The organism is Acinetobacter sp. BHS4 (assembly GCF_018454425.1).
GTDB lineage: Bacteria > Pseudomonadota > Gammaproteobacteria > Pseudomonadales > Moraxellaceae > Acinetobacter > Acinetobacter pittii.
In genome coordinates, this window is record NZ_CP075323.1 from 3,369,535 (window position 1) to 3,383,067 (window position 13,533).

The 13,533-nt window shown below is 39.3% G+C and carries 12 protein-coding genes; 11 read left to right on the forward strand and 1 reads right to left on the reverse strand.

The genetic code is table 11. From position 1 onward, the window contains the following. The first annotated feature begins 111 nt into the window (after window positions 1-111). From KIP84_RS16185 to rdgB, 7 genes are all read left to right on the forward strand, one after another. The gene (locus tag KIP84_RS16185; RefSeq protein WP_213688908.1) at window positions 112-2,400 is read left to right on the forward strand and encodes a TonB-dependent siderophore receptor; all 2,289 of its coding nucleotides are present in this window, start codon (window positions 112-114) and stop codon (window positions 2,398-2,400) included. A gap of 105 nt (window positions 2,401-2,505) precedes the next feature. Further along, entirely contained in the window at window positions 2,506-3,189 is a 684-nt protein-coding gene (locus KIP84_RS16190) for a Fe2+-dependent dioxygenase (RefSeq protein ID WP_213688909.1), read from the forward strand. A 458-nt stretch (window positions 3,190-3,647) separates the two neighbouring features. Then, entirely contained in the window at window positions 3,648-5,345 is a 1,698-nt protein-coding gene (gene leuA / locus KIP84_RS16195) for a 2-isopropylmalate synthase (protein ID WP_206242709.1), read from the forward strand. Between the two features lie 83 nt (window positions 5,346-5,428). Continuing rightward, window positions 5,429-6,589 (forward strand): homoserine O-acetyltransferase, encoded by a 1,161-nt coding sequence (locus KIP84_RS16200; RefSeq protein ID WP_032005624.1) that lies wholly within the window; start codon window positions 5,429-5,431, stop codon window positions 6,587-6,589. Further along, window positions 6,589-7,182: a methionine biosynthesis protein MetW gene (metW, locus tag KIP84_RS16205; RefSeq protein WP_001217230.1), complete on the forward strand. Its 594-nt coding sequence runs from the start codon at window positions 6,589-6,591 to the stop codon at window positions 7,180-7,182. Before KIP84_RS16200 ends, metW begins: the two co-directional genes overlap by 1 nt. Then, window positions 7,179-7,766, forward strand: coding sequence for a tetratricopeptide repeat protein (locus KIP84_RS16210; protein ID WP_005804213.1), 588 nt, complete (start codon window positions 7,179-7,181; stop codon window positions 7,764-7,766). Before metW ends, KIP84_RS16210 begins: the two co-directional genes overlap by 4 nt. Before the next feature lie 174 nt (window positions 7,767-7,940). Beyond that, a complete protein-coding gene (gene rdgB, locus KIP84_RS16215) occupies window positions 7,941-8,567 on the forward strand; it encodes an RdgB/HAM1 family non-canonical purine NTP pyrophosphatase (RefSeq protein WP_032005626.1) in 627 nt (208 codons plus the stop codon). A gap of 194 nt (window positions 8,568-8,761) precedes the next feature. Here rdgB and KIP84_RS16220 read toward each other — a convergent pair whose 3' ends face one another. Beyond that, window positions 8,762-9,637, reverse strand: a complete 876-nt coding sequence (locus KIP84_RS16220; RefSeq protein ID WP_032005627.1) for a permease — start codon at window positions 9,635-9,637, stop codon at window positions 8,762-8,764. A gap of 252 nt (window positions 9,638-9,889) precedes the next feature. Here KIP84_RS16220 and KIP84_RS16225 point away from each other — a divergent pair, with 252 nt between their 5' ends. The 4 genes from KIP84_RS16225 (at window position 9,890) to KIP84_RS16240 (ending at window position 13,453) form a co-directional block, all read left to right on the forward strand. Further along, the gene (locus KIP84_RS16225) at window positions 9,890-10,108 is read left to right on the forward strand and encodes a Sec-independent protein translocase subunit TatA (RefSeq protein ID WP_002114991.1); all 219 of its coding nucleotides are present in this window, start codon (window positions 9,890-9,892) and stop codon (window positions 10,106-10,108) included. Between the two features lie 12 nt (window positions 10,109-10,120). After that, on the forward strand, window positions 10,121-10,558 hold the full coding sequence (gene tatB, locus KIP84_RS16230) for a Sec-independent protein translocase protein TatB (RefSeq protein WP_032005629.1): 438 nt from the start codon (window positions 10,121-10,123) through the stop codon (window positions 10,556-10,558). Next, window positions 10,555-11,325 carry a twin-arginine translocase subunit TatC gene (gene tatC, locus KIP84_RS16235; protein WP_032005632.1) on the forward strand — a complete coding sequence of 257 codons (771 nt, stop codon included), beginning with the start codon at window positions 10,555-10,557 and terminating at the stop codon, window positions 11,323-11,325. The genes tatB and tatC overlap by 4 nt, the downstream gene beginning before the upstream one ends. Before the next feature lie 175 nt (window positions 11,326-11,500). After that, window positions 11,501-13,453, forward strand: coding sequence for an alkaline phosphatase PhoX (locus tag KIP84_RS16240; RefSeq protein WP_017398797.1), 1,953 nt, complete (start codon window positions 11,501-11,503; stop codon window positions 13,451-13,453). Window positions 13,454-13,533: the final 80 nt, after the last annotated feature.

Below are 13,533 nucleotides of genomic sequence, written 5' to 3' on the forward strand. Positions count from 1 at the left end.
CTTTCACATTTTCTTCATAATTCTATCGACAAATCCAATTAACACAAACTGTACATATAAATAAGAATTATTATTATTCGCATAACCTTTATGATTTAAAGTCCTGAAATTATGTCTTTCATCAAAACCCGCAAGAAAATTGTATCGTCTGCAATTGCTTCTTCTCTCTCTGTGATAGCAACCGCTGCTATCGCGCAAGAACAAGTTGAAGTATTAAAGACTATTAACGTGCATGCTGAAGCAAATCAAGCAGAATCATTAAAAGTAGATCAGTCTGCGAACGCAAAATTTGTAGCTCCACTAAAAGATACGCCAAAATCGGTGTCAATTCTTTCCCAAAAGCTACTTCAAGAAACGAATTCAAATACCCTACTTGAAGCTCTACGCAATGAACCAGGTATTACCCTTGGTGCTGGTGAAGGCGGCGTTCCATATACAGATATTCCTTATATTCGTGGTTATAACGGCCAATCTTCTATTTATGTTGATGGTGTTCGTAATGCAACAGCTCAAACTCGTGACATGTTTGCGATTGAACAAGTTGAAGTCATCAAGGGCTCAAGCTCTGCTTTAACTGGGGGAAGCGGGATTGGTGGCAGCATTAACCTTATTCCAAAAATTGCCCATGAAGGTAATGTTTATCAAGGATCTGTTGCGGGTGGTACAGACAACTACCGTCATATTCAGCTTGATGCCAACAAAGACTTTGGCAATGGTGTTGCTGGCCGTGTTGTTGTTATGGGCCATGAAAATGACAAACCTGGTCAAAGTAATGGAGCTGAATACGCTCGTGTTGGTATTGCACCAAGCCTAGCGCTCGGCTTAGGTTCTGCAAACCGAGCTACTTTAAGCTATTACTTCTTAAAAAGTAATGATGAACCTGATTCAGGTATTCCATTCAATAACCCAAACCTTGTTAATAATGATGGTACACCAAAATCAAATGTTCCTGCTGGTGCAGAAAAAGGAGATGGTAAGCCTGTCGCTGTTAAGCAAGGAGCATATTATGGTTGGAAAGCGCGTGATTTTGACAAACGTGAAAACCATATCGGCTCATTGAAGTTAGAACATGACTTTAATGATGATCTAACACTTAGTAACACAACAAGCTATAGCCGCTCTAAAGCAGACTATATCTACACCAACCCAGATGACTCTAAGAGCAACATTTATAACAATCAAGTTTGGCGCCGTGTTACACAATCTATTCGTGAAACAGAAGCGTTCACAGATCAACTATCTTTAGCCGGGAAACTTAAAACTGGTCAGCTTACACATAGTTTTAATGTAGGTGCTGAATATAGTCGTGAAGAGACTGAACGTGGCTCATATAACATCAGCTACCCTGGTTATAAGGGAACAACGACAACTGGCTTTGATAACACGTGTCAAAATAATGATGGGTGGTGTACCAGTTTAACAAATCCATCTGGGAATGCTCCATGGTTAGGTTCATTAACAACGAATCCAAAACAAAGAACATCAACCAATGAAACAGTATCAATTTATGCTTTAGATAGCATTGAATTCAATAAATACTGGTTGCTCAATTTAGGTGCGCGTTGGGATAAATTCGATTCAGAGTTAAAGTTCAATAAGGACTACGTAAGTGGCAGCACTACTACGCCTGCTGGAACTGTGTATACCAATGACTCTGATTTCTTCTCGTATCAAGCTGGCGTGGTATTCCGTCCAACTGAACATGGCAGTATTTATGCAAGCTATGCTACCGCTGCCAACCCAGTAGGTATGGATGCTGATATTGATGGCCTGTCTGCATCGAATCAGGCTTTAGATCCAGAAAAAGCTCGTACTTATGAAGTGGGAACAAAATGGAGCCTTTGGGAAAATCGCGCGAATGTTACAGCCGCAATTTTCCGTACCGAAAAGCAAAATACGCGTATTGCAGTTGATGCAAACACCACAACCAATGCTGGTGAAAGTAAAGTTGATGGTTTTGAGCTTGGTTTAACTGGTCATATTACCGATAAATGGGAAATGGCTGTAGGTTATAGCTATCTTGATAGTGAAGTTGAAAAAGCTGCCTACAATGCTGTTGCTCAAGAAGGCAAACCTCTACCATTCGTTGCAAAAAATAGTGCAAGCTTATGGACCACTTATAAAGTTCTACCAAAACTAACCGTAGGTGCAGGTGCACAATACCGTGACCAAGTGTATGCAAACACAAATCCAAATACCGCATTGACTTCAACCAAAATCTTACCTGCATTCACTATTTACAATGCAATGGTTCAGTATAAAGTTGATGAAAATGTAGATCTACAATTAAATGTTAATAATATTTCTGACAAACGTTACTTTACTAGTGCCCATGCAGCTCATTATGCAAATGAGGGTGAAGGTCGTAACGCAGTGTTAGCAATTAACTTTAAATATTAAGTCTAAATCCCATAATATTTTTATGGATTTCATTTAGTTTCCTATAAAATAGCCTCATCATGAGGCTATTTTTACAAATAGAATATATCTTAAAAGGTGTTTGCCGTGATTCATCATATCCCCAATGTTTTAAGCAAAGAGCAAGTTGCCGAGTTTCGTAAGCTCATGGAAGACGCCAATTGGGTAGGTGGGAAAGTGACTGCCGGCACCTTGTCTGCTTCTGTGAAAAGAAATCAGCAACTCTCAGAACAAGATCCCCTTACTCATCATTTAAGTGAACTTGTCATCAAAGCAATTTGGCAAAATCCAGTGTTTCAGGCCGCTGCCCTACCCCACAAAATTATTCCACCGCTTTTTAATCGTTATGATGAACATGAAAGCTTTGGTTTCCATGTAGATAACTCGATCCGTCTTATACGTGGAACTTCAGAACAGTTACGCACTGATTTATCTTGTACATTATTTTTAAGTGAACCCGATGAATATGAAGGTGGTGACCTAGTGATTGAAGACACTTATGGTTATCACGAAGTTAAATTACCGGCAGGTGATGTCGTGCTCTACCCGTCTACTAGCCTGCACGAAGTCAGTAGCATTACCTCAGGTACTCGTTTTGCTTCTTTTTTCTGGGTACAAAGTTTGGTCCGTGACGATAGTAAACGTCATCTTTTATTTAATCTTGATGAGAGCATTCGAGAACTACGTAAAGCACACGGAGATAACTATTCAGAAGTCATGAAGCTGACCAACATTTATCATAATTTAATTCGTATGTGGTCAGAACTGTAACTATATTTATTTTTGCCTTTTTAAGACTGAATAATGTTTTTTACCTTAATAAGGCAAAAATATGAAAATTATTTCCCACAAAAAACAAAACAGCGCAAAATTAGAAAATTATTTTCTAAACAACTTAACTAAAATTATGATAAGAATTTTGCACAAGGTGTAATCATTGTTTAGATGTGATATATCTAAATAACAAGATTACCTGCAAACCACCAAACTTATTATTTCACGGTCTAGAGATGAAAACGAATTACTTGTTTGCCCCGCCTACTCAAGCAAGACATCATCTGCAACTCCTGATGCTGCGCCAAGCGCGCGTATAAAAATTTTGTCTGCTTTTTAAAGCAGCACTTTGAAATTCCCTTTAATTTTTTTGAATTAGATACCATATATTAAGTAGAGACGTTGCCTTTTAAATATATCCAGAGCAACCGCGCTACGAGACAAGGAGTTTTCTCATGATGTTGGCTGACCCTAGCAAAAAATACCGCCGTATGTACCAGCGTGTGGATTTACCAGATCGCCAATGGCCAAATAACGAAATTACAAAAGCGCCAATCTGGATGAGTACAGATTTACGTGACGGTAACCAAGCAATTTTTGAACCAATGAACATGGAACAAAAATTCAAAATGTTCAAAATGCTTGTGAAAATTGGTTTTAAGCATATTGAAATCGGTTTCCCTTCAGCATCTCAAATTGATTTCGATTTTACTCGCATGTTAATCGAAGAAAATCATATTCCTGATGACGTATACATTGAGGTTTTGGTTCAAGCACGTGACCATTTAATTGAACGTACTTTTGAATCTTTGGCAGGTGCTAAACGAGCGATTGTACATATTTATAACTCGAACTCTCCAACCTTCCGTCAAAAGGTGTTGAATGTAGATGTTGATGGTGCAAAACAATTAGCAATTAATGCTGCTCAAAAAGTTAAAGAGTATGCGGCTCAATATCCTCAAACTGACTGGATTTTCCAATACAGTCCAGAATGTTTCTCTGCAACTGAATTAGAAGTCGCTAAAGATGTCTGTGATGCCGTCACAGAAATCTGGGATGCACGTCCAGATCATAAAGTTATTTTAAATTTACCAGCGACTGTAGAGGTTTCTACACCAAATGTTTATGCAGACCAAATTGAATGGATGCATCGTAATTTGGCGCGTCGTGATGGCGTAATCATTTCTGTTCACTGCCACAATGACCGCGGCTGTGGTATTGCTGCATCAGAACTTGCCATTATGGCGGGTGCTGACCGTGTTGAAGGCTGTGTGTTCGGTAATGGTGAACGTACAGGTAACGTTGACGTTGCAGCAATTGCATTGAACATGTATACCCAAGGCGTAGCGCCAGAGTTAGATTTCTCTAACATTAATGAAGTGATTGCAACGGTTGAAGAATGTACTGGCTTACCGGTACACCCTCGTCATCCATATGCAGGTGACTTGGTATTTACCGCATTCTCTGGTTCACATCAGGATGCAATCAAAAAAGGCTTCGAGTACCAGAAAAATGAAGAAATCTGGGATATGCCTTACTTACCAATCGACCCGAAAGATTTGGGCCGCGACTATGATGCTGTAATTCGTGTAAATAGTCAGTCTGGTAAAGGTGGTATTGCGTATTTATTAGAGTCGAACTACAACGTTGTATTACCTCGTCGTTTGCAAATCGAGTTCAGTCAAGTTGTTCAACAATATGCTGATGAGAACGGTACAGAAATTAATGCTAAAGAAATCTGGACCTTATTTAAAGACACTTATGTTGATGTGAAAAACCATCATTACACAGTTAAAAACTACAAGTTATCTGACATTAATGGTACTCAAATTATCGAACTTGATGTGGATGTCGAAGGTGAAACACAACAGCTTCGTGGTGAAGGTAACGGGCCAATCTCTGCATTCTTAAATGCACTTCAATTACCAATTGACGTATTGAACTATGAAGAACGTAGTATTAGTTCTGGTGCAAATGCGAAAGCATTAACCTTAATTGAGCTTCAAGTAAAAGGTACAGGTAAAGGTTCATTTGGTGCTGGTGTTCATGACAATACAGTCACCTCATCCATTGAAGCAATTATTGCGTGTACCAACCGTTTGATTGATCAAGGTGTTTTAAGTACAGATCAGGTTGTTGCCGCCGCTGTTTAATTAAAAAAAAGACTTTGGAAAGGATACCTAGCTTGGTATCCTTTCTTTTTATTCCTGAAAGATTTAAAAGGCGAAATGTTCCCGTGTCTTTTCCAGCTGATTCAGTGGGGTTAGTCACTCCGCAAAAGTTCCAATTTGAAGAACCATTACACCTTGAATGTGATCGTGTTTTGCCACGTTTTGAACTAATGGTCGAAACTTACGGCACTTTAAATGCTAATAAATCAAATGCAATTTTAATCTGTCACGCTCTTTCCGGACATCATCATGCAGCGGGTTATCACCACGAAGATGATAAAAAAGCTGGATGGTGGGATAGCTGTATTGGCCCGGGTAAGGCAATTGATACGAATAAGTTTTTTGTAGTTTCGCTAAATAATATTGGTGGCTGTAATGGCTCAACTGGCCCGACCTCACCAAATCCTGAAAATGACAATCGCCCATATGGACCTGATTTTCCATTAGTAACGGTACGTGACTGGGTTAAAACACAAGCCATGCTTTCTGACCGTTTGGGTGTAGATGTCTGGTATGCAGTGGTCGGTGGATCATTAGGAGGCATGCAAGCACTACAATGGTCCGTAGACTACCCTGACCGCCTACAAAAATGTGTGATTATTGCCAGTGCACCAAAGCTTTCAGCACAGAATATTGCATTTAATGAGGTTGCTCGTCAGTCAATCTTGTCTGATCCAGATTTCCATCATGGCCGTTATTTGGAAAATGATAGTTACCCGAAACGCGGACTAATTCTGGCTCGCATGGTAGGTCATATCACCTATCTTTCAGAAGAAGCCATGAAACAAAAATTTGGACGTGATTTAAAATCTGGCAAATTTATGTACGGTTTTGATGTCGAGTTTCAGGTCGAAAGCTATCTACGTTATCAAGGTGAACAGTTCAGCCGTAACTTTGATGCCAATACCTATCTCATCATGACTAAAGCTTTAGATTACTTTGACCCATCTCGTGAGTACGGTCATTCTTTAACTCAAGCAATGGGCAAAACTAAATGCCAGTTCCTTATTGTCTCGTTCACAACTGACTGGCGTTTTGCACCAAGCCGCTCACAAGAAATTGTAGATGCGCTTATTACCAATCATAAGCCAGTAAGTTATCTCGACATTGATGCTGAACAAGGCCATGACTCGTTCTTATTCCCTATTCCACTGTATGTCAAAACCATGCGCGCTTTCTTAGGCGGTGAAGAACACTTAAAATCGACATCACTGGAGGCAAGCTAATGCGTATTGATCAACAACTGGCAGAAAAGTGGATTAAACCCGGCTCAAGCGTACTCGATTTAGGGTGTGGTGACGGTGAATTACTCGCTCATATGAGCCAAAAGCATCAAATTCGTGCTTATGGCTTAGAAATTGATCAAGAAAAGATTGCAATTGCCGTCAGTCGCGGGTTAAATATTATTCAACAAGATTTGAATCTCGGCTTAAGCCGCTTTGCAGACCAGTCCTTTGACTATGTGGTTATGGCACAAGCTTTGCAAGCCGTAGATGCACCCGATGTTTTATTAAGAGACATGGTGCGTGTGGGTAAACAGGCAATTATTACTTTTCCAAACTTTGCGCATTGGAAGACTCGCTCTTTTCTTGCATTAAAAGGAATGATGCCTGTATCGGATGCTCTACCATATATGTGGTATAACACCCCCAACATTCATTTATGTACATTTAAAGATTTCGAAGCACTATGTGCTGAAAATCAGATACAAATTATTAATCGACTCGCCGTCAATGGAAATCAGCAGGGAAGCCTGTTAAGCAAACATGTTCCGAATTTGTTTGGTGAAGTCGCTATTTATCGAGTGAGTGCACTATGAAAAAGACATTATTTAGCACACTATTTGCAGGACTGCTAAGTATGCAGGCTCATGCAGATTATATCGCCCAGCCACAATCGGTTGCGAGTCAGGCTGCACGTTTTTCAACAATGGGGATTAACGATCTTCAGAAAGCAGCAAAAGCTGGTCAAGCAGGCGCACAGTTTTATCTTGGTACACATTATCAATATGGTAAAGATGTAGCAAAAGATGACAAACAGGCTTTCGCATGGTTTAAAGCAGCAGCGGATCAAGGTTTATCGCCAGCACAATTAAACGTAGGCCGCATGTATGCCGACGGTATTGGTGTTAAAAAAGATGAGTCTATGGCTCGTAAATACTTTGAAAAAGCAGCAAGCAATGGCGATAACCGTGCAAGCTACAACCTCGCGATGATGGAAGAGCAAAAGAAAAACTACGTTGGTGCTTACCAATGGTATGAGCTTTCAACTCGTGATGGCATGCTCGACAATAAAGTGATTAGCCTATCTGAAGGTAAGAAAACTGCTCTAGCAGCGAACTTAACTCAAGAACAAATCCGTACAGCGCGTGACCGTGCGGACAAATGGATTCAAGCGCAATAATAACGGTTCATCCGTAAAAAACCTTACTCGACTAAAGCCACCTTGTATGCTCTACAAGGTGGCTTTAGTTTAGGTTGTCCCATTTTATATTCTATTTATTTCCCTCTATATCCCCTCTTAAAAAACACGTAACATAACTCACGTTCGATATTAGCTATAAAGTTTGGTTTTATTATGTCTACCCCACATTGGTTTGATCAGGGCAGTTTAGTTCTTGCCAGCAATAACAAAGGTAAAGTCGCAGAGTTTGAAAAACTTTTTGAACAGCTTAAGTTACCAGTAGAAATTATTCCTCAAGGTCGCCTTAATATTCCTGATGCAATTGAAGACGGCTTAAGCTTTATTGAAAATGCTATTATTAAAGCTCGTCATGCCTCTAAAATTTCAGGTAAACCTGCTATGGCTGACGACTCTGGTATTTGTGTACCAGTCTTAGGCGGCGCACCTGGTATTTATTCAGCACGCTATGCTGGAGAACATGGTGACGATGCAGCCAACAATGCCAAATTATTAAATGACCTTTTACCCTACCGTAAAAATGGTGAAGTAATTGAAGGTATGTTTGTATGCGTACTTGCTTTAGTGACGCATGCTAAAGATCCTTTACCACAAATTTTCCAAGGCATCTGGCACGGTGAAATTTTAGAAGCTGCACGTGGCGAAAATGGCTTTGGTTATGACCCATTGTTCTGGTTGCCTGAGCTACAAGTGTCTAGCGCTGAATTGTCTAAAGAAGACAAGAATAAGATTAGTCATCGTGGGCAAGCGATGCAGTTATTTAAAGAGAGCTTGCAGAAGTAAGTTGATCACATGGCCACAATATGCAGCGTTAGAATATATTAAACTTTGTATAGGCACCCCTTACTTTTCAAAGATGAAAAGTAAGCAAAAATCTTTTGTTAGACTGATGGCACATCCTTGTGCCACAGTCTAACTGGCGGCATCCATACCGCCTTCGCACAAGCAAGTTTAGGAAACTTAGAATTAAATAAAGATTAAACGAACAAGTGTAAAAACACAGCATAAATCGCAATACACACACAACTCACAATCGTCCCCGAAGCAATATAAGCCGCAGATCTTCCCGTCCCTTGGTAATGTGTTTCTAGTGCTACAATATTGGCAGCTGGCGGCAGACAGAACATTAAAAACATCACTCCAATTTGCTGGCTGATATTTGGAATGGGTAAAAATCTATAAGTTAAGCCACAGAGAATAAATCCGCACACTACTTTAAATGCTTGAGCTTTTGTACTGTAAATTAAGTCTTTTAAATGCACGCGAGTACGGCGTAGCCACATTCCCAGCACACACATACCAGCAAAAGTCATGACAAACTTGGCAACTTCATATACCCAATGTATAGCAGGATGCTCGATATGTTGAGCACCTAACGACCTAAGTAAAAGTGCACAAAATATTGAAATACACGGTGGAGAAGTTAAAACCTTTTTTAATATGTTGAGCTTACTTTGTGGTGCAGTGGTGACTGCCGTAACAGCCCATGCATTTCCAAAAAGAGACATACCAATATATAAAGCCACAATAGGAGCCGTAGCATCAGGGCCAAATAAAGCCATAGCAAAGGGAAAACCAAGCCACCCCATATTGGTATAACTCACGCATAGCGCTAACAATCTGTCGTTAAATAGAGCTAAATAGGCAAAGAAAATAAGAAATGCTGAACCGAAGCTAAACAGCATCAAACTCAAACTACCTGGCTGATAAAATACCATGTTGTAAATAATAACAATCGGAATTAGTAAGCGGGCAAGCCAAGCTGAAAGAATAGGTTTTATGGTTTCTGCAATGGAAGTCTGAGCAAGTAGAAGTCCTGTGATAAATGCCAATACAGGCAGTAGTAGCGCCACGCTCTCTCCTCTTGCTCATTAAAACCAGCTTGCTATGCTACACCTTTTCAAAATGAAATGTACTCTCCATTTCAAGTAATTTAAGTGACTCTTTTCAAACTATGTATAAATAAAAAAAGAAGATATTCAGTTTATAAAATGAACTTTTTAGGTTTTGACAGTCATTCATTGTCTTAAAAATGACATATAAATGTCACATTCCTGTCATGGCAACCTGTTGATATAAAGCAAACTGAAAAGAGGTATAAGATCATGGCCGGTTTATCTATTTGGCATGTCGTTATTTTTGCAATTGTCGTTATTTTATTATTCGGTACGTCGAAATTAAAAAATATCGGTAAAGACGTAGGCGGTGCAGTAAAAGACTTTAAAAAATCAGTTCGTGAAGAAGATGAGACTACTGCTCTTAATACTCCACGTACAATTGATGCCCAAGTCAAAACACCTGACAGCACATCAGTAAAAAGCTAAAGGTTTCCGACCATGCTTGATGTAGGAATGACAGAGCTACTCTGTTTTGCAATTATTGCAATTTTAGTTTTAGGTCCGGATAAACTTCCAGAAGCTGCACGCTTTGCTGGTCGTTGGTATGTTCGTCTAAAACGTTATATTACCAATTTGCAAAATGAGATTGATCAAGAGTTGCGTCTTTCTGAGTTTCGAAAAGAAATGCAAGAAGAGCTCAACCGCATTGAAGCACTAGAACGTAAAGTACAACAACAGCTTGAAGAAATTCAAAAGCAGAATATTTCTGAAAATATAGATAAGGCTGAGATAACCAAATCAGTGCCCCAACCTATTCGGATATGTCTTCCTATATCAGGCCATTATAAAGTCCCATACATTAGAAAATTTATGCCTTTAGCATCATCAACTGATATTTCAGAGACATCACCTGTTAAATTGAAGATTGCCGTATGAACCAACTGCCTTCAACCACTGTAAATAATCAGGAAAATTTAGACCAAATGCCAATCATGAGCCATTTGGTCGTTTTACGACGTCATTTATTTAGGATTGTCGGGGTAACCTTATTTTTATTTTTTTGCTTATTACCTTTTAGAAATAATACTTACCAATTACTATCTGAACCTTTGAGGCTGCAACTTCCGACCTCCTCGTCAATGATTGCAACCGATGTCACTGCAACCTTTATGGCGCCTTTTAAACTCAATTTATTTGTCGCGCTTGTACTGGCAATGCCATTTATTCTGTATGAAATCTGGTCATTTGTTCGTCCAGCACTCTATCAAAAAGAACGTCATTTAGCACTACCATTACTCATCGGTAGTATTGTCTTGTTTTATGCGGGCGTTGCTTTTGCATATTACATTACTCTTCCGGCAATTTTACATTTCTTTATTAGTGTATCGCCTGAAACTGTTGCACCGATGACGGATATTAATAGCTACCTAAGCTTCTGCTTAAAGTTATTTTTAGTATTTGGACTGACTTTTGAAATTCCAATCGCGACGCTCCTCCTTATTTTAATCGGTGTGGTAAATACAAAAAGCCTTGCTGAAAAGCGACGTTTTATTATTGTTGGATGCTTTTTTGTAGCGATGTTTATTACACCACCAGATGCAATTTCAATGGTGATGTTAGCCATTCCAATGTGGTTACTTTTTGAGCTGGGATTGCTCTTTGGTAAAATTCTTGAGAAAAGAAAAGCCCATCCTGCTGAATAAAATGATTTCTAAGGAACAGCCTGAACCTACAAGTTCAGGCTTTTTTATGTAGAACACTTTTTAATCTACAAAGCAATAAACTGTCTTCAAAGTGACTTAAAAATGTAAGAAAAGTGTCATTTTCAGTCCATAGAATCAACTCAACAAATATACCCACAAAATTTACGGATTTCTTATGACAACTGCTTCTACTCAACCAACGCGTCGCGAAATTTTAAAATGGTTTTCGGGGATTCCTTTTCTACCATTAGGAGCGATGGCTACGGCAGCAACATTAGCAGGTTGTAATGATAGTGATGACAGCTCAGTAGTCACTCCCACACCACAACCAAGCAAATTTAAAAATGCAAAATTCACAGCAATGCCAGCGCCAACAACTGCAGCTGATCGTGCAACAACTGTAGTGAATTCTAAATTAAAAATTGATTGGGAAAATTCAACCAGTACTGAATACCAACTCGCTTATAAACCTTTCTTTAAAACTGGTGATAGCGTACCAAAACTTGGTGGTGGGACGATTATCGCGGGTGGTTATTTTGATGTTAACGGCAATCCAATTATGGATAAGTCAGTTGCTGGTAAAGAACGTCAATTCTTTTCAGACTGTCCAGATGGTTCATCTCTAATTCAATTAGAAGGTGCGAAAGTTGAAGGCGTAGCAAACCCAGTGTTCCATGTTGTTCAATTTGAATACAACTCTAAAGACCAAGCAGGCGGTGATACTTACGGTCAATTACCTTCACCAATCGCAATTTTGACTTTAGATCAAGACCAAAAAACAGGTCACCTAGAACTTAAAAAATACTTCAACGTTGATACTGCACCAGTACACGGTTTATGGATTACTTGCGGTGCTAGCTTATCACCTTGGAACACTCACTTATCAAGTGAAGAATATGAGCCAGATGCATTCAATCAAGGTATTGGCGGTACAGATCCAAAATATCTTGGTAAATACTTCTTTGGTGATGAAACTAAAGCAAACCCATATAACTATGGTCATTTGCCAGAAGTAACAGTTAACCTTGATGGTACTGGTAGCATTAAAAAGCACTATTGTTTAGGTCGTATTTCTCACGAACTTATCCATGTTATGCCAGACAACCGTACAGCACTTATGGGAGATGACTACACCAACGGTGGCTTCTTCATGTTCGTTGCAGATAAAGAAAAAGATTTATCGGCAGGGACACTATACGTTGCTAAATACATCAATACGCTAACTGAAACCTCAACTGCTAGCATTCAATGGATCAAACTTGGCCATGCGACAAGTAAAGAAATTGAGGATTTAGTTGCTGGTGGGATTAAGTCAACTGACATCATGGAAAGTTTAACAACCAATCCAAATGATGCGAGCTATACTGAAATCACTTTGGCAAAGAAACAGCTTTGGGTCAAACTTAAACCAGGTATGGAAAAAGCAGCAGCTTTCTTGGAAACACATCGTTATGCAGCACTAAAAGGTGCAAGTATGGCATTCACCAAGATGGAAGGCACTAACGTAAATATTAAAGATAAAGTTGCTTACTCTGCTTTAGCTAATATTCAAGATTCAATGGTCATTGGCGGTAAAGGTTATGTCGCTGGACATAATGTCGCGTTCTCTAAAAAGATTACTGCTGGTGGCGTGCTTGCACACAAATTAGGTAATAGCTTTACAGACAATGAAGGCAGCGCAATTAATAGTGAGTGGGTTCCTCTTTACTCATATATGCTACTCATGGGTGAAGATCTTGCTGCGAAAGATAGTTTAGGTAATACAGCGAATCCAGACAAAATTGCTAGCCCAGACAATCTGAAGTTCTCTGAAACTTTACGTACATTATTCATTGGTGAAGACTCAGGTAACCACGTGAACAACTTCTTGTGGGCATACAATGTAGATACCAAAGAGTTAACACGACTGCTTTCTACACCTGCAGGTGCAGAGTCAACAGGTTTACATGCTGTAGATTCAATCAATGGCTGGACTTACATCATGAGCAACTTCCAACATCCAGGCGATAGTAGTAGTGTACCTGAGGATGTTAAGGCCTTAATTAACCAAAATTACAACAATGGTTATAGTGCTAACGTCGGCTATATTACAGCAGACCCAATTGCCCCTTCAGTCACAACTAAATAATTTTTCATAACCTCTCTAAATATTAAAGCTGGCTAAGGTCAGCTTTAATATTTTTACATTCAACTTTTACTTTTTATGAA

Bases quoted from the DNA above. Each gene is read 5' to 3' on its own strand.
- KIP84_RS16185 (WP_213688908.1), top strand. From the start codon at position 112: ATGTCTTTCATCAAAACCCGCAAGAAAATTGTATCGTCTGCAATTGCT.
- leuA (WP_206242709.1), top strand. From the start codon at position 3,648: ATGATGTTGGCTGACCCTAGCAAAAAATACCGCCGTATGTACCAGCGT.
- metW (WP_001217230.1), top strand. From the start codon at position 6,589: ATGCGTATTGATCAACAACTGGCAGAAAAGTGGATTAAACCCGGCTCA.
- KIP84_RS16210 (WP_005804213.1), top strand. From the start codon at position 7,179: ATGAAAAAGACATTATTTAGCACACTATTTGCAGGACTGCTAAGTATG.
- rdgB (WP_032005626.1), top strand. From the start codon at position 7,941: ATGTCTACCCCACATTGGTTTGATCAGGGCAGTTTAGTTCTTGCCAGC.
- KIP84_RS16225 (WP_002114991.1), top strand. From the start codon at position 9,890: ATGGCCGGTTTATCTATTTGGCATGTCGTTATTTTTGCAATTGTCGTT.
- tatB (WP_032005629.1), top strand. From the start codon at position 10,121: ATGCTTGATGTAGGAATGACAGAGCTACTCTGTTTTGCAATTATTGCA.
- tatC (WP_032005632.1), top strand. From the start codon at position 10,555: ATGAACCAACTGCCTTCAACCACTGTAAATAATCAGGAAAATTTAGAC.
- KIP84_RS16240 (WP_017398797.1), top strand. From the start codon at position 11,501: ATGACAACTGCTTCTACTCAACCAACGCGTCGCGAAATTTTAAAATGG.